This window comes from Streptomyces sp. NPDC021225 (assembly GCF_044332865.1).
Lineage (GTDB): Bacteria > Actinomycetota > Actinomycetes > Streptomycetales > Streptomycetaceae > Streptomyces.
On record NZ_JBIRPV010000005.1, the window covers coordinates 883,319 to 899,499 of the forward strand.

The window sequence follows — 16,181 nt, forward strand, 5'->3', positions numbered from 1 at the left end:
AGACTCGGCTTTTGGCACCTTTGGCGCACCAGTGGTCGAGGCGGGTCGCGCAGCCAGCCAATCGGAAGCACGGGAAGAGATGTCGGCACCGAATAAGTCGTACGACCCTGTCGAGGTCGAGGCATTGAAACCAGAAGAGGTCGAGCGGATGCGGGACGAGGCGCTCGCCGCCGTCGCCACCGCGGGCGACCTCGAGGCGCTGCGCGAGGTGAAGGTCGCGCACACCGGCGACCGCTCGCCGCTGGCGCTGGCCAACCGCGAGATCGGCGCGCTGCCGCCGCACGCGAAGGCGGACGCGGGCAAGCGCGTCGGCCAGGCGCGCGGGGCGGTGAACAAGGCGCTGGCGGCCCGCCAGGCGGAGCTGGAGGCGGAGCGGGACGCCCGGGTGCTGGTCGAGGAGGCGGTGGACGTCACGCTGCCGTACGACCGGATCCCGGCCGGCGCCCGCCACCCCATCACCACGCTCTCGGAGCGCATCGAGGACGTCTTCGTGGCCATGGGCTACGAGGTCGCCGAGGGGCCCGAGGTCGAGGCGGAGTGGTTCAACTTCGACGCGCTCAACTTCCCGCCGGACCACCCGGCCCGTGAGATGCAGGACACCTTCTTCGTGCAGGGCGCGAAGGGGCAGCCGGGCGCCGCGTCCGGGGTGGTGCTGCGCACCCACACCTCGCCCGTGCAGATCCGGTCGATGCTCGACCGGAAGCCGCCGATCTATGTGATCTGCCCCGGCCGGACGTTCCGCACGGACGAGCTGGACGCCACCCACACCCCCGTCTTCAACCAGGTCGAGCTGCTGGCCGTCGACGAGGGCCTGACCATGGCCGACCTCAAGGGCACCCTGGACCACATGGTCTCGGCGCTGTTCGGGGAGGGCATGTCCACCCGGCTGCGGCCGAACTTCTTCCCGTTCACCGAGCCGTCCGCCGAGATGGACATGCAGTGCTACGTGTGCCGGGGCGCCTCGGTCGGCAACCCCGACCGGCCCTGCCGCACCTGCTCCAGCGAGGGCTGGATCGAGCTGGGCGGCTGCGGCATGGTCAACCCGCGGGTGCTGATCGCCTGTGGCATCGACCCGGAGAAGTACAGCGGGTTCGCCTTCGGCTTCGGCATCGAGCGGATGCTGATGTTCCGGCACAACGTGGAAGACATGCGAGACATGGTCGAGGGTGATGTGCGCTTCACCCGGCCCTTCGGGATGGAGATCTGATGAGGGTCCCGCTTTCTTGGCTGCGGGAGTACGTCGACCTGCCGGCCGGTGAGACCGGCCGCGACGTGCAGGCCAAACTCGTCTCGGCCGGGCTCGAGGTCGAGACCGTCGAGCAGCTCGGCGCCGGGCTCAAGGGCCCCCTGGTCGTCGGCCGGGTGCTGGCGATCGAGACGCTGGAGGGCTTCAAGAAGCCCATCCGCTACTGCCAGGTCGACGTCGGCCAGGCGAACGGGACGGGCGAGCCGCAGAACGTCATCTGCGGCGCGACCAACTTCGCGGTCGGCGACAAGGTCGTCGTCTCGCTGCCCGGCGCGGTGCTGCCCGGCGGCTTCGCGATCTCGGCGCGCAAGACGTACGGCAGGGTGTCCGAGGGCATGATCTGCTCGGCCGCCGAGCTCGACATGTCCGACGACCACAAGGGCATCATCGTGCTGCCCCCGGAGCACGAGGCCGGCTCCGACGCGATCGAGCTGCTGGAGCTGGTCGACGAGGTCCTGGACATCGCCGTCACCCCGGACCGCGGCTACTGCCTGTCGCTGCGCGGCATCGCCCGCGAGGTCGCGACCGCGTACGGGCTGCCGCTGCGCGACCCGGCCCTGCTGGACGTGCCCGCGCCCAATGCGCACGGCTACCCGGTCCAGGTCGCCGACCGGATCGGCTGCGACCGCTTCACCGCGCGGACCGTCACCGGGCTCGACCCCGAGGCGCACTCCCCGATCTGGCTCCAGCGCAGGCTCCAGAAGGCCGGGATGCGGCCGGTCTCGCTCGCCGTCGACATCACCAACTACGTGATGCTGGAGCTGGGGCAGCCGCTGCACGCGTACGACCGGTCGCGCGTCAGCGGGACGATCGGGGTGCGCCGCGCCGAGCCGGGCGAGAAGTTCACCACCCTCGACGGCACCAAGCGCGTCCTGGACGCCGAGGACCTGGTGATCACCGACGACAACGGCCCGATCGGGCTCGCCGGGGTCATGGGCGGCGCGAACACCGAGATCGCCGACGCCGTGCCCGACCCCGGGACCGGCGCCGTCCGCGGCACCACCGAGGTGGTCATCGAGGCCGCGCACTTCGACGCGGTCTCCATCGCCCGCACCGCGCGCCGCCACAAGCTGTCCTCGGAGGCCTCCCGGCGCTTCGAGCGCGGCGTCGACCCCGCGGCCGCCTCGGCGGCCGCGCAGCGCACCGTCGATCTGCTGGTGCTGCTGGCGGGCGGCACCGCCGAGGCGGGCGTCACCGAGATCATCGCGCCCAGCGCGCCCCGTACGATCACCGTGCCCGCCGACCACCCGGACCGGGTCGCGGGCGTCACCTACGGCCGCGAGACCGTGGTGCGCCGGCTCCAGCAGGTCGGCTGCGACGTCTACGGCGCCGACACCCTCACCGTGACCGTCCCCAGCTGGCGGCCCGACCTGCGGGACCCCAACGACCTCGCCGAGGAGGTCATCCGGCTGGAGGGGTACGAGAACCTCCCCTCGACGCTGCCCCGGCCGCCCGCCGGCCGCGGGCTTACCGAGCGCCAGCGGCTGCACCGCAGGGTCGGCCGTGCGCTGGCCGGCGCCGGCTATGTCGAGGCCCTGAACTACCCGTTCATTGGCGACGAGGTGCTCGACCAGCTGGGTCTGGCCGCGGACGACCCGCGGCGGGACACGGTCCGCCTGGTCAACCCGCTCTCCGACGCCGAGCCGGCGCTGCGCACCACCCTGCTGCCGGGCCTGCTGGCCGCGCTGCGGCGCAACGACGGCCGCGGGGCGCACGACCTCGCGCTGTTCGAGACGGGTCTGGTGTTCCGCGCCACCGGCGACGAGCCGCCGGCGGCGGTCCTGCCCGTCGACCACCGTCCGTCGGACGAGGAGATCGCCGAGCTGAACGCCGCGCTGCCCAGCCAGCCGCGGCGTGCCGCGGTCGTGCTGTCCGGCGCCCGTGAGCAGGCCGGCTGGTGGGGCAAGGGCACCCCGGTGAGCTGGGCCGACGCGGTCGAGGCGGGCCGGATCGTGGCGCGTGCGGCGGGTGTGGAGCTGACCGTCCGCCAGGACCAGCAGGACCCCTGGCACCCCGGCCGGTGCGCCGCGCTGCTCGCGGTCGTCGACGGCCAGGAGATCCTCGTCGGGAACGCGGGCGAGCTGCACCCCCGGGTCACCAAGGCCCTCGGCGTGGCCGAGCGCACCTGCGCGATGGAGATCGATCTCGACCGCCTGGAGCGGGCGGCCCTGGGCCCCGTCCAGGCCCCGCATGTGTCCTCCTTCCCGGTGGCCACCCAGGACGTGGCGCTCGTCGTCGACGCGTCGGTCGCCGCGGCCGACGTGGAGGCGGCGCTGCGGGCCGGGGCGGGTGAACTCCTCGAGTCGCTGCGGCTGTTCGACGTGTTCACCGGCGAACAGCTGGGGGAGGGCAGGAAGTCCCTGGCCTACGCCCTGCGCTTCCGCGCCCCCGACCGCACGCTGACCGCCGAGGAGGCCTCGGCGGCCCGTGACGCGGCGGTCGCGGCGGCGGTCGAGCGCACCGGCGCGGCCCTGCGCGGCGCCTGATGTCGTAACGGCCCGATCTGGTGGGGGCGCATCCCGTACGCGGGGTGCGCCCCCAACGCGTTGACGCACCGTCATCCCCCTCCCCGGCGCGATGTTCGACAACACAGCGATAGACAACTCACCCGATCAGGTGAGAATCGGAGTCCGGCTACTCATTTCGACAGGGGCTGTCGCGAGAATCGTCACGGTCGCACTGGCCCGCGCAGAACCGACCATCCGGGGTCCGGCCGACCGCCTCATTGGCCGGCGTTGGGGGGCGACATGATCGGGACATGGGAAGTCGGCGGCGCGTTCGTACGGGGAGGCCGGGTTCTGCGGGCCTTCACCCAGGTGGTGCCCTGTCTGTGGGTGCTCGGCGTCATCTGCTGGGAGCTGCTCACTCCGCATGACACCGAGGTCGTCCCGCTCCTCGCCGCCGCGCCCGCCATCGCCTGCGCGAGCAGCGGCCGCCGCAGATGCATCCTGCTGCTCGGCGGCGCGAGCCTGCTGTTCGCCCTCGCCCCGCCGACCGCCCTGGAGCCCGACGGCGACTCGGAGGAGCCACACGCGAGCCTGGTCAGCTGCTGCGCCATCCTCGCCGTGGTCGCCGCCAGCTATCTCACCAACGGCCGCAGGCTGCGGCTGGTCCGCGAGCTGGAGCAGATGCGAGCGGTGGCGGCCGCCGCGCAGGACGCGGTGCTGCGGCCGCTCCCGGCCCGCCTGGAGGGCATCGAGGTGGCGAGCGGCTATCTGTCGGCCAGCCGCGGCGCCGTGGTCGGCGGCGATCTGTACGAGGTGCTGGCCACCGCGCACGGCGTCCGCGTGATCATCGGGGACGCGCGCGGCCACGGCCTCGGCGCCATCAGAACCGTCGCCGCCGTCCTCGGCAGCTTCCGCGAGGCCGCCCACGACGAGCCCGAACTCGCCGACGTACTGCGCCGCCTGGACCGCGCCCTCCAGCGCCATCTGCGGGAGCGCGCCCTGGGCGAGCCCCACGTGGGCGAGGAACCCGGGACCCCGGTCGCCGAGGAGTTCGTCACCGTGCTGCTGCTCGAGGTGGCGCCCGACGGCGAGCTGACCGCGCTCAACTGCGGCCACCCCTGGCCGTATCTGCTGTCCGAGAGCGCGACGGGCGCGGCGCGGGTCCGCCGGCTCGACCCCGCCGAGGTGCTGCCCCCGCTCGGCCCCTTCCCGCTGCCCGACGAACTTCCCGCCGCCCGCTGCGCCCCGCTCCAGCCCGGCGACGCGCTGGTCCTGCACACCGACGGGGCCGAGGACGCGCGCGACGCACACGGGACCTTCTTCGACCTCGGCCCCGCCCTGGCCAGGGCCGCGGGCACCGGCCCCATCGACCCGGCGGCGGTCATCGAGGGCGTGCGGTCGGCGGTGCTGCGCCACACCGGCGGCAGGCTCGCCGACGACGTCGCCCTGCTGGCGCTGCGCAACGAGACCAAGGCCGGCTGAGCCCGGGTCACTTCACACCCCGTGCGAACGGACCTCCACTACGCTGGCCACACCGGGGGCATGCGGCTGGGCACGCGCATCAGGAGGGGGCCATGGAGCCCAACACACTGCTCGACTCCCTGCTCGACGAGGCCGGGATCTCCCACGCCGGGCTCGCCGCGCACATCAACGAGGCCGGCCGGGCCCGCGGCATGAGGCTGCGGTACGAACACACCGCGGTCGCCCGCTGGCTGAAGGGCCAGCGCCCGCGCGGCCAAGTGCCCGACCTGATCTGCGAGGTGCTCGGCGGGCGGCTGCACCGCGCGCTCACCCTCGACGACATCGGCTTCGGCACCCCCGGCTCCCCGCGTGCCCCCGCCACCCCGCTGACCGGCTTCGTCGAGCGGGCCACCGCCCTGTGGCGCTCCGACGAGCAGCAGCGGCCCCATGTCGTCACCGCCCCCGCGGTCACCGGCACCCCCGCCGTCATCCCGGTGTGGGAGTGGGAGAACCCGCCGGAGGACTCGGACGTCTCCCGCAGCGGCCTCACCCGCGTCAGCATGTCCGACATCGACATGCTGCGCGCCGCCCGCGCCCACTACGAGCAGCTGTACCGCAAGGCCGGCGGAGTGGCCACCAGAGCCCGCGTCGTGGGCTTCCTCAACGCCGAGGCCGCGCCGCTGCTGCGCGGCGGCTACCCCGACGCCACCGGCCGCCAGCTGCACCGGGCGACCGGCGGCCTGGTCGCCATCGCCGGCATCTGCGCCTACGACTCGGACGCCCACGGCCTGGCCCAGCGCTACTTCCACCAGGCGCTGCGGCTGGCCAAGGCGAGCGGGGACCGCGGGCTCGGCGCCTATGTCATCGCGCTGCTGGTCAACCAGTCCCTGTTCATGAAGGAGTACCGGCAGGCGGTCGCCTTCGCCGAGTCCGCGCTGCGCGCGTCCGGCTCGGACATCACCCCGGCGCTCGCCGCCGACCTGTACGCGATGCAGGCCAAGGCGTACGCGAGGCTGGGCGACGGGGCCGGGGCGCTGTCCTGCATCCGGAGCGCCGAGACCGCCGCCGACCGGATCCGCCCGGGTCAGGAGCCCGACGAGACCGGCTACGTCCAGCCCGGACTGGTCAACGTCCAGGTCGCGGAGGCGCTGCTGAGCCTCGGCGACCTCGGCGGCGCGCGGGAGAACGCCGCCGCCGCGGTCGGCACCCCCGCACACGACCGGGGCCGGGTGCACCGGCTCGCGATGCTCACCCATATCGCGCTGAGACAGGGCGACGCCGACCGGGCGGGGGCCACGGCGGTGGAAATGACCGAGCGGGCCCGCGGCATGGAGTCCCGGCGCTTACGCGACCGGCTCCGGGCGGTGCGGGAACACCTCGCCGAGAGCGGGAGCGCGGCGACTGCCGAAGCCGCCGAACTCATCGACGGGGCGCTGCGCGTGCCCCTCTGAGTCCGGTCCGCGCCCTCGTCGACAGCCTTGCCAACTGTGCGGCGGAAGGTGGCTGACAGTGCGATGGAAGAACCTGCGGGAGCGGACCGTGTACGAGAACCGGTGGTTCTCGGTGAACCTCGCCGATGTCAGACTGCCCGACGGCCGCCACCTGGACCACTATCTGATCCGGCTGCGCCCCGTGGCCGTGGCCACCGTGGTCAACGCGGCCAATGAGGTGCTCCTGCTGTGGCGGCACCGCTTCATCACCGACGCCTGGGGCTGGGAGCTGGCCGCCGGAGTCGTCGAGGACGGCGAGGACATCGAGGACGCCGCGGCCCGCGAGATGGAGGAGGAGACCGGCTGGCGCCCCGGCCCGCTGCGCCATCTGCTCTCCGTCGAGCCGTCCAACGGACTCACCGACGCGCGGCACCACATCTACTGGGCCGAGGAGGCCGCGTACGTCGGGCCCCCGGAGGACGACTTCGAATCCGACCACCGCGCCTGGGTGCCGCTCAAGGCCGTCCCGGACATGGTGGCGCGGGGCGAGGTGCCCGCCGCGAACATGGCGGCCGCGCTGCTGCTGCTCCACCACATCCGCTTCGGCTGAGCCCTCCGCTTCGGCCCAGCATGCGCTTCGGCCGACCGCCGGCGTCGCCCCCGCCGGCGGCCTGCCGACCGCGTCCCCCCCTCGGCCGGGCGTCAGCGGCCGGCGGCCTGCCACAGCGCCAGAGCCAGCGCGCATACGCCGGTCAGCGCGGCGATGGACCGCAACGGCCAGCGCCCGTGCTCCAGATGGCGTACGCGCGCGGCCAGTTGCTCCACATCCTCCTCGGACTGTTCCCCGCGGTGGTCGAGCAGGGCGAGTTGTCCGTCGACACGGGCCAGGCTGACATCGACCCTGCGGCGGATTTCCGCGAGCTCCACGGCTAACGCGGCGTGCTCGGGCTCGGTGGTCACGGGCTGTTCCCCTTCCAAAATGCGCTTCTGTGCACTTCTCACAACCCGAGTCAACCGCCTTCGACGGTGTCGCGGGAGAGTGTGCGCAGGACAAGCACGGGTCACCGCCGCACACCCCGTGTGAAAACCGTGTGACCGAACTGTGCGGGCGGGTCGGTCGGGGGCCCGGAGTGGTCACGCTGCGTCAGTACGGGACGCTCCGGGCGAAGGCTACGTCGGCCGCCGGGATCTCCTCGATCGGGCGCGTGTCCAGGTAGAACCACTCCGCCGTCGGGCCCGGAGCCGGAGCCGGAGCCGGACCCGCGCCGGGGTCCGAGCCCGGCGGCGCCTCGGCCCCGGGCATCAGCAGCTCCACCCGCACCGAGCCCGACGCGCGCTGCTGGGCGGCGAACTCCTCGATCTGGCTGCGGCAGGCGTGATCCAGATGGGTCACCGCGGTCAGATCCAGGCGGATCCGCGGCTTGCCGGACGCGGCGATGGCCTCCAGCGCCTCGATCACCTGGGGGAGGCGCAGAAAGGTGGCGTTGCCGGCCATGGTGAGATGGGCCGTGTCGCCGTCGGTGTGCTCCCTGACCTGCGTGCGCGACATGCGCAGCGCGGCCAGCACCACCCCGGCCGCCAGCCCGATCAGCACGCCCTCGAGCAGCGCGGTGGCCACGATGGCGACCGTGGTGAGGGTCATGACGACGAACTCGCCGCGGTCCTGGCGCCACATCTTGGGGAACTCCTGCGGCGCGAGCAGTTTCCAGCCGCTGTGCACCAGGACGCCCGCGAGGACCGAGATCGGGATCAGGGCGAGCACATTCGGCAGGAGCAGCGCGAACCCCAGCAGCCACAGGCCGTGCAGCGTACGGGAGACCCGGGTCTTGGCGCCCGCCTGGACGTTCGCCGAGCTGCGGGCCACGACCGCGGTCACCGGAAGCGCGCCGAGGAACCCGCACACCGTGTTCCCGACGCCCTGCGCGATCAGTTCGGAGTTGTAGCGGGTGCGCGCGCCGTCGTGCATGCGGTCGACCGCGGCGGCGGTGAACAGGCTCTCCGCCGAGGCGATGACGGTGAAGGTGAGCACCGCGCCCAGGACCGCCACGTCGGCCAGCCCCGCGAACTCCGCGGGCCCCGGCACCTGGACGGAGGCGAACAGATTGCCCACCTCCAGCGTCTTCACCTCGACGCCGGGCAGCGCGGCGACCGCGATGCCGATGCCCACCGCCACCAGCGCGGCGGGCATCTTGCCGACGGGCCCCGGCACCTTCTTCCACAGGAAGCTGAGGACGACCGTGGCGATGCCCAGCCCGGCCGCGATCGTCGTCTGCGGGTCCCGCAGGGTGTCGGCGACCAGCCCGGGGAACCCCGCGATGTTCTCCAGGGGGGTGCCCGGGGCGCGGGCGTCGGACAGCGGATACGACTGGCTGAACATCAGCGGCAGGCCGATCCCGGCGAGCATGCCCTGGACCACGGCGACCGAGATGGCCTGGAACAGCCGGCCGAGGCGGATCAGCCCCAGCACGATCTGGAGCACCCCGGAGGCCAGCACGATCACCCCGAGCATGGCCAGGCCGTGTTCCGTCACCGTCTCCAGGACCAGCGCGGTCAGCCCCGCCGCTGGCCCGCTGACCTGGAGTGCGCTGCCCCGGGCCGCCCCCACCACGAGCCCCCCGACGACGCCGGAGATGATGCCCAGCTCGGCCGGGGTGCCGGAGGCGACGGCGACGCCGATGCACAGGGGGAGGGCGACGAGGAAGACCACGAACGAGGCGGTGATCTCGGTCCCCAGGTCGATGCCGCCTGAGCGCCCGGCGCCCGAGCGGGGCTTGCCGCCCCCGCCCCCGCCCCGGGCGCCGCGCCCGGCCGGCCTTGGCGGCGGCGCGGCGGGCTGTGGCGGCGGCGCGGTCGGCGCGGCCGGCGGAGCGGCTCCGTAGGGCGGCGCGGCGGTCCCGTACGGAGGGGTGGCGGCGGCTCCGTACGACGCCTCGGCGCCCCCGTACGCCAGGTCGGCGCTCCCGTACGGCGCGTCGGCGCCCCCGTAGCCGGGCGCGGCGTTCCCGTACACCGGGGCACCGTTCCCGTACGTGATCGGCGGGCCCGCCGCATGGCGGCCCCGGGCGCGCCGGGGGGTGCTGTGCCCGGTCAGCACGGATGCTCCCGGAAGCGGCCGTCCTCGTCGAGCTCCCAGAGCTCGCCGGTGTCGACCTGGTAGAACCAGCCGTGCAGCCGCAGCCCGCCCTCCTCCAGCCGCCGGCGGGCCGCGGGGTAGTCGCGCAGCGCGGACAGCTGGTTGCGCACATTGAGCTGCGCCATGCCCCTCAGAGACGGGTCCTGGCAGCCGCCGGTGATCTCCGGGACCAGCCCCGGCCGGGCGAGTTCGAGCCAGGCGCTCACCCCGGGCAGCGTCGACAGATCCGCGCCGGACTCCAGCGCGCCCATGGCGCCGCAGTGGGAATGGCCGCAGACGACGACGTCCCGCACCCCGAGCACCTCCAGGGCGTATTCGATCGTGGCGGCCTCACCGGAGACCAGATGCATTCCATGCGGCGGAACTATGTTGCCCGCGTTGCGCAGCTCGAAAATCTCCCCGGGGCGGGCGCCGGTGATGTGGGCCGGTATCACCCGGGAGTCCGAACAGGTAATGAACAGCGCTTCGGGGAATTGTCCTTCGGCCAGTTTCCGGTACTCGTCGCTCGCGAAATCGGCGCGGTACCGAAAAGAGCGGGCGTGTTCGACCAAGGCTTTCACGGTGCCTCCTGACAGCTGGCTGGACCAGGTGTCATGCACCGTAGGCAGGCACGTGCCAGCGGAAGGTTAAGCGAAGGCCAGCGGGGGGCCAGAACTCGTCCAAGTCCGGTTTTTGCTCGCAACATCACAAAATCAGGGCCCGCCCAATGAGCCTCTTGTAGCGTGTCGGCTCCGACCGGGGGATTCGTGTTGTCCGTATTCACGGAAGAGACAGGACCCATGACCGTACGAGCGCTGCTCATCGAGGACGACGAGACGATCGCCGAACCGCTTGCCGAAGGGCTGGCGCGCTATGGGCTGACGGTCCATCACGTAAGGACCGGCGCGGCCGGACTGGCGGGTCCTTACGACGACATCGTCCTGCTCGACCTCGGGCTGCCGGACATGGACGGCATCGACGTCTGCCGGGGCATCCGGCAGGTCTCCGACGTACCGATCATCATGCTCACCGCGCGCGGCGAGGAGGCCGACCGGGTGCTCGGCCTGGAACTCGGCGCGGACGACTACCTGGCGAAGCCCTTCTCCATCCGGGAGCTGATCGCCCGGATCCGGGCCGTGACCCGCCGCACCGGGGGGCGGGCCGAACCGCCGCCGGCCGACCGCCCCGCTTCCGTTTCCGCTTCCGTTCCTGCTTCCGCTTCCGCTCCCGAGCCACCGGCCTTCCCCCACTTCCCCCGGCCCTCCGTGGACGGCCCGCCGCCCGCCCCGCCCCTGGTCGTGGACCGGCGCACCCGGCAGGTGTGGGTGGGCGAGACGCTCCTCTCGCTCACCCCCAAGGAGTTCGAACTGCTCGCCCTGCTCACCGAGGACCCCGGCGCGGTCTACTCCCGCCAGCAGATCCTCGACCAGGTGTGGGACCCCCACTTCCACGGCCCGACCAAGACCCTCGACGTGCATATCGCGGCGCTGCGCCGCAAGCTGGGCGACCCGGCGTGGATCCAGACGCTGCGCGGGGTGGGGTTCCGGCTGGCCGTACGCACCCCGGAGCGCCGGCCGGAACCGGCGCCGTTTCCGGCGCCGGAAACCGAGTCCTGGTTCACCCCCGCCCACCACTCGTTCGAGCCCGCCCGCCCATGAGGCGCCGACTGCTGCTCAGCTATCTGAGCCTCGCCGCGCTGGTCCTGCTGTGCCTGGAGATCCCGCTGGGGTTCGTCTACAGCCGGGGCGAGCGCGAGCGCGTGGTCACCGCCGCCAAGGAGGAGGCCGACTCGGTGTCCGCGTACGCCTCGCTGTCCATCTCGGCCGGGCGCGCGGAACGCGAACTGCGCCCCCGTGTGCTCATGTGCGCCGAGCGCATCGGCGGAAAGGTGCTCGTCGTCGACGGCCTCGGCCGCCCGCTCGCCACCTCCCACGACCTGTCCGCCCAGGAGGCCCGGGAACTCGCGTCGCGCCCCGAGATCGCTGCCGCGCTGGGCGGCCGGTCCACCGCCGACGTACGCACCTCCACCATCGGCGGAGTGCGATCCCTGTCCGTCGCGGCCCCCGTCACCCACGGCGCCGAACTCCAGGGCGCCGTACGCATCATCGTGCCCACGGAGGCGGTGTCCGCGCGCATCCACCGCATCTGGCTGCTGCTGGCCCTCGCCGGGCTCGCCGTCCTCACCGCCCTCGCCGCGGTGGCCTTCGGGCTCGCCCGCTGGATCAGCCGCCCCATCCTCCAGGTCGAACGGGCCGCCCGCCGCCTGGCCGAGGGCAGCCTGGCCACCCCCGTCCCCACCACCGAGGGACCACCCGAGATACGCAGCCTCGCCGCCACCTTCAACCAGACCGCGGCCCGCCTGGAACACCTCCTGGCCTCCCAGCGCGCCTTCGCCGGAGAGGCCTCCCACCAGCTCAAGACCCCCCTCGCCGCGCTCCGGCTGCGCCTGGACAACCTGGAGCCCGACATCGCCGGCCACGCCCGCGACAGCCTCACCGCCGCCATGACCGAGACCGACCGGCTGGCCCGCATGGTCGAGGGACTGCTGGCGATGGCCCGTATGGAGGAGAGCGCGGGCACCCGCGAACCCGTCGGCCTGGACCGGGTGTGCGCCGAGCGGACACGCGCCTGGGCCCCGCTGTTCGAGCAGCACGGCGTCCGGCTGGTGCGGCACGGCGAGTTCGCCGGCCAGGTGTTCGCGGTGCCCGGGGCCATCGAGCAGATCGTGGACAACCTGCTCTCCAACGCCCTGCGCGCCTCGCCCGTGGCCGGCACCGTCGTCCTCGAGATCCGCGCCGCCCCCGCCGACCGCCGCCACCACCGCGCACCGCGCCCCACCTGGGTCGAGCTGCACGTCATCGACCAGGGCCCCGGCATGACCGCCGAACAGCGCCACCGCGCCTTCGACCGCTTCTGGCGCGCCCCCGACGCGCCCAAGGGCGGCACGGGCCTGGGCCTCTCCCTCGTCCAGCGGCTCACCCACGCCAGCGGCGGCGACGCCGCCCTGCGCCCCGCCCCCGACGGCGGCCTCGACGCGGTCGTCCGCCTCCAGGCCGCCACCCCGCCCCGTCCCTCCGCAACCCGCCCCGCGAGCCCGGCCCACCGGGGCAGCCCCGAACCCGCCCACTCGTGACCGGCCCCGTAGCCAGGGCATCTCCCCCCTTGGAGTGCTCCGCGCGCCGGTGACGTAACCGCGCGATCCCCGAGGCGTTCTCATCCCGTCCGACCGATCCACGGTCCGGGAGGCCAAGATGCCCGCGGTGAACGCCGAGGTGGCGGTATTGATCGTCGGCGGTGGGCCGGTCGGGCTCACCGCCCGGGCGCTGCTGGAGCGCTGGGGTGTGCGGGCGTCGCTGGTCGAGAAACACGGCGGGCTGTCGCCCTTTCCCCGGGCCCGGCTGGTCAATGTGCGCTCGATGGAGATCTACCGCCGGCTCGGGCTCGCCGACACGATCACGGCCGACGCGTTCGCACCGGAGTACGGCCGCATCCGCTTCCGCGACACCCTGCACGACCGCGACTTCGCCACCGCGCCGATGGCCGGGGTCAACGCGCCGGTACCCGAGAGCCCCGCGATCGGCGTGGTCACCTCGCAGGATCGGCTGGAGCCCACCCTGCTGGCCGCGGCGGACGCGCCGGTGCGGTTCGGGGTCGAGCTGATCGACCTGGCCGAGGAGGCCGAGAGCGTCGTGGCCCTGCTCGTCGACCACCGACGCGGTGCGGAGACTCGCGTCCGCGCCCGCTACGTACTCGCCGCCGACGGCGCGAACTCCACCGCTCGGCAACGGCTGGGCATCGACACCACCGGCCCCGGGGCGATGGGGGACTTCACCACCGTCCTGTTCGACGCCGACCTCAGCCGCTGGTGCGCCCACCAGCCCGCCGGGGTCTACTTCACGGCGCACGGCATGTTCGCCCCGCTCTACCCCGAGCGGGGGTGGGCCTGGTTCGTGCCCACCCCCGAAGACGCCGCGCGCGCCGACTGGTCCGGCCTCGTCCAGCGCGCCCTCGGCCCCGGCGCTCCCGTACGAGCGGAGGTGTCGCGGGTCCAGCACTGGGTGATGAACGCGTTCGTCGCCGAACGGTTCCGCCACGGCCGGATCCTGCTGACCGGCGATGCCGCACACGCGGTGCCCATCGTCGGCGGCCTGGGCATGAACACCGGCATCGCCGATGTGCACAACCTGTGCTGGAAGCTGGCGGGTGTTCTCCACGGGTGGGCCGAACCGGGCCTGCTGGACACCTACGAGACGGAACGGCACCCCGTCGCCCACCGGACGCTCCGCCAGGCGGTTGCCAACACCCGGCTCATGCTCGACGTACAGAACCGGCGCCGCGAGCAGCTCCGGACCGGCGAAGCGGCGTCGGCCCGGGTCGAACTGCCCTGGTCGGACCGGTACTTCGCGCAACTCGGGCTCGTGCTCGGCACCACCTACCACTCCGACGCCGTCCTCACCGACCACACCGCCCCGCCCGAGCCGTCGGACACGGGCACGGACTATGTCCCCACCGCGAAGCCCGGCCATCGCATGCCGCACCTCTGGCTCACCCCCGACCGCTCCACGCTCGACGCCGTCGGCGAGTGGTTCACCCTGCTCACCCCCGACCCCGCCCACTGGGAGCGACACCTCACCGCGGCATGGCCGCTGCGCATCGAGCCCCTTCCCGGCCAGCACGCAGACCTCTGCGACCTCGGCACACACGGAGCGCTGCTCATCCGCCCCGACGGCCACATCGGCGCCCGCTGGCGCGAGCGCCCACCGAACGACTCCACCCTCCTCCGGGCCCTGACCACCATCACCCGCTCTACGGAACCAGAAACGGGTTGCGGTTGAAGATCGTGGCGCCGATGCTTCCACCGTGAAGATGCATGCCAACCAGCTGACGGTGTCGCCCGAGACGGTGCGCACGTTGGTAGACCAGCAGTTTCCCGAGTGGCGGAGCCTGCCGGTCAAAATCATCGCCGCGCAGGGTACGGTCAACGCCATTTTCCGCATCGGCGATCAGTTCACGGCTCGATTCCCTCTCGAGTCCGCCGCGGATGTCGACGCGACGCGGCGCTGGCTGAAGTCCGAAGCGGAAGCGGCTCGCGAGCTGGTGGGTCGCACGCGTTTCCCCACGCCCGAGCCGGTCGCGCTCGGTGAACCCGGGGCGGGCTACCCGCTTCCGTGGTCGGTGCAGACGTGGCTGCCCGGGATCGTGGCCGCCGACGAGGATCCAGCCGAATCGGTGCCGTTTGCCCGCGACTTGGCCGATCTCATCGGCGACCTACGCGCGATCGACACGTGTGGCCGCACATTCGCCGGCACGGGTCGAGGGGGCGAGCTTCAATCCCATGACGCTTGGATGGAGACCTGTTTCACGCACAGTGAGCAACTCCTGGATGTTCCTCGGCTTCGACGCATCTGGGCAACTCTGCGTGATCTGCCGCGAGGTGCGGCTGAGGACGTCATGGCCCATGGCGATCTGATTCCTGGCAACCTGCTCGTGTCCACCGGCCGGCTTGCGGGGATTCTCGACGTTGGCGGCTTCGGCGCGGCTTGCCCTTCTCTGGATCTCGTGAGCGCGTGGCATTTGCTCGAGGCCGGGCCGCGGCAGATGCTCCGCGACCACCTGGGTTGCGACGACCTTGAGTGGGAGCGAGGCAAGGCCTGGGCCTTCATCCAGGCGATGGGGTTGGTCTGGTACTACGTCGAAAGCAACCCGGCTATGAGCCGGATGGGCCGACGATCCCTGGAACGCATCCTGGCCGACGAGAGTGCGGGGCAGGTGTACTCGTAGAAGCCCGATCCCGTCTTGCGGCCCAGCCGGCCCGCGTCGACCATGCGCAGCAGCAGCGGCGGCGGGGCGTACAGGGGCTCCTTGTACTCGCCGTACAGACAGCCTTCCCGGCGAGGGGCGGAGTCCGGGAGCACCTTAAGCGGTGCCTCTGCGCCCGGCGGATAGATCATGACCGCGACGCAACAACCACGTCTGCGACTACCGGCCAGTACCCGTTGCTCAAGATCAAAAAATGTACGGTTGGCGATACAGACAACCGATCATGATCCGTCCAGCGTGGACGAGTGCCATCCGCCCCGCCGCCTGACTGGATCCTCGCTCGCCGCCGGGCCGTCGGCGACCGCATCCGCGAGCTGCGACGGTGGCGCAACCTCACCCAGGAGGAGCTCGCAGACCGCGCCGGCATGGACCGGCTGGCCGTGAACGGGATCGAGCTGGGTTACCAGTCGCCGGGACTCGACACCCTCATCCGGATCGCCGAGGTCCTCGAGGTGCCTCTCGCCGAGCTGGTGCGCGACATCGGCTCGCCGCTGCCGCCGGAATGAGCCCATCGCTCGCGCCACGGGGCGGGTGAGGTGAGCTCGCGGTCCCCATTCGCTCGAGTGCCTATAAGAGATATCCCGTAATGCCAGGTCAGGCGTGTTTTCCTGTGGACAGTTGCCGGTTCGTGGTCAGCTGTTGATCTCCAGTTTCAGGTTGTGCAG

13 protein-coding genes and 1 pseudogene are annotated in these 16,181 nt (G+C 72.6%); 10 read left to right on the top strand and 4 right to left on the bottom strand.

Going from position 1 to position 16,181, the window contains the following annotated elements; translation table 11 throughout:
- The first annotated feature begins 79 nt into the window (after positions 1 to 79).
- The 5 genes from pheS (at position 80) to ACH4S9_RS25970 (ending at position 7,194) form a co-directional block, all read left to right on the top strand.
- Positions 80 to 1,207: a phenylalanine--tRNA ligase subunit alpha gene (pheS, locus tag ACH4S9_RS25950; protein WP_398373988.1), complete on the top strand. Its 1,128-nt coding sequence runs from the start codon at positions 80 to 82 to the stop codon at positions 1,205 to 1,207.
- Positions 1,207 to 3,732, top strand: coding sequence for a phenylalanine--tRNA ligase subunit beta (pheT, locus tag ACH4S9_RS25955; protein WP_398373989.1), 2,526 nt, complete (start codon positions 1,207 to 1,209; stop codon positions 3,730 to 3,732). Before pheS ends, pheT begins: the two co-directional genes overlap by 1 nt.
- Before the next feature lie 261 nt (positions 3,733 to 3,993).
- Positions 3,994 to 5,175 (top strand): PP2C family protein-serine/threonine phosphatase, encoded by a 1,182-nt coding sequence (locus ACH4S9_RS25960; RefSeq protein WP_398373990.1) that lies wholly within the window; start codon positions 3,994 to 3,996, stop codon positions 5,173 to 5,175.
- Between the two features lie 92 nt (positions 5,176 to 5,267).
- The gene (locus tag ACH4S9_RS25965) at positions 5,268 to 6,605 is read left to right on the top strand and encodes a transcriptional regulator (protein WP_311725689.1); all 1,338 of its coding nucleotides are present in this window, start codon (positions 5,268 to 5,270) and stop codon (positions 6,603 to 6,605) included.
- 58 nt (positions 6,606 to 6,663) lie between these two features.
- Entirely contained in the window at positions 6,664 to 7,194 is a 531-nt protein-coding gene (locus tag ACH4S9_RS25970) for an NUDIX hydrolase (RefSeq protein WP_311725690.1), read from the top strand.
- 92 nt (positions 7,195 to 7,286) lie between these two features.
- Here the strand turns inward: ACH4S9_RS25970 and ACH4S9_RS25975 are convergent, their stop codons facing one another.
- The 3 genes from ACH4S9_RS25975 to ACH4S9_RS25985 all read right to left on the bottom strand — a co-directional run bounded on the left by ACH4S9_RS25975 (position 7,287) and on the right by ACH4S9_RS25985 (position 10,277).
- The gene (locus tag ACH4S9_RS25975) at positions 7,287 to 7,544 is read right to left on the bottom strand and encodes a hypothetical protein (protein ID WP_311725691.1); all 258 of its coding nucleotides are present in this window, start codon (positions 7,542 to 7,544) and stop codon (positions 7,287 to 7,289) included.
- 184 nt (positions 7,545 to 7,728) lie between these two features.
- On the bottom strand, positions 7,729 to 9,324 hold the full coding sequence (locus ACH4S9_RS25980) for a SulP family inorganic anion transporter (RefSeq protein ID WP_398374025.1): 1,596 nt from the start codon (positions 9,322 to 9,324) through the stop codon (positions 7,729 to 7,731).
- 347 nt (positions 9,325 to 9,671) lie between these two features.
- Positions 9,672 to 10,277, bottom strand: coding sequence for a carbonic anhydrase (locus tag ACH4S9_RS25985; protein WP_311725692.1), 606 nt, complete (start codon positions 10,275 to 10,277; stop codon positions 9,672 to 9,674).
- A 219-nt stretch (positions 10,278 to 10,496) separates the two neighbouring features.
- Here ACH4S9_RS25985 and ACH4S9_RS25990 point away from each other — a divergent pair, with 219 nt between their 5' ends.
- The 4 genes from ACH4S9_RS25990 (at position 10,497) to ACH4S9_RS26005 (ending at position 15,477) form a co-directional block, all read left to right on the top strand.
- On the top strand, positions 10,497 to 11,354 hold the full coding sequence (locus ACH4S9_RS25990; protein WP_398373991.1) for a response regulator transcription factor: 858 nt from the start codon (positions 10,497 to 10,499) through the stop codon (positions 11,352 to 11,354).
- Positions 11,351 to 12,829, top strand: a complete 1,479-nt coding sequence (locus ACH4S9_RS25995) for a sensor histidine kinase (RefSeq protein WP_398373992.1) — start codon at positions 11,351 to 11,353, stop codon at positions 12,827 to 12,829. Before ACH4S9_RS25990 ends, ACH4S9_RS25995 begins: the two co-directional genes overlap by 4 nt.
- A 118-nt stretch (positions 12,830 to 12,947) precedes the next feature.
- Complete coding sequence (locus ACH4S9_RS26000; protein ID WP_398373993.1) at positions 12,948 to 14,531, top strand: FAD-dependent monooxygenase; 1,584 nt, start codon at positions 12,948 to 12,950, stop codon at positions 14,529 to 14,531.
- A gap of 25 nt (positions 14,532 to 14,556) precedes the next feature.
- On the top strand, positions 14,557 to 15,477 hold the full coding sequence (locus tag ACH4S9_RS26005) for an aminoglycoside phosphotransferase family protein (protein WP_361191916.1): 921 nt from the start codon (positions 14,557 to 14,559) through the stop codon (positions 15,475 to 15,477).
- On the opposite strand, the pseudogene ACH4S9_RS26010 reads toward ACH4S9_RS26005, so the two are convergent.
- Positions 15,468 to 15,575 (bottom strand): annotated as a pseudogene (locus tag ACH4S9_RS26010) (3-hydroxyacyl-CoA dehydrogenase family protein); the annotation flags it as partial. The gene ACH4S9_RS26005 and the pseudogene ACH4S9_RS26010 overlap by 10 nt on opposite strands.
- A gap of 186 nt (positions 15,576 to 15,761) precedes the next feature.
- Here ACH4S9_RS26010 and ACH4S9_RS26015 point away from each other — a divergent pair.
- The gene (locus tag ACH4S9_RS26015) at positions 15,762 to 16,022 is read left to right on the top strand and encodes a helix-turn-helix transcriptional regulator (protein WP_361191913.1); all 261 of its coding nucleotides are present in this window, start codon (positions 15,762 to 15,764) and stop codon (positions 16,020 to 16,022) included.
- The last annotated feature ends 159 nt before the right edge of the window (positions 16,023 to 16,181 follow it).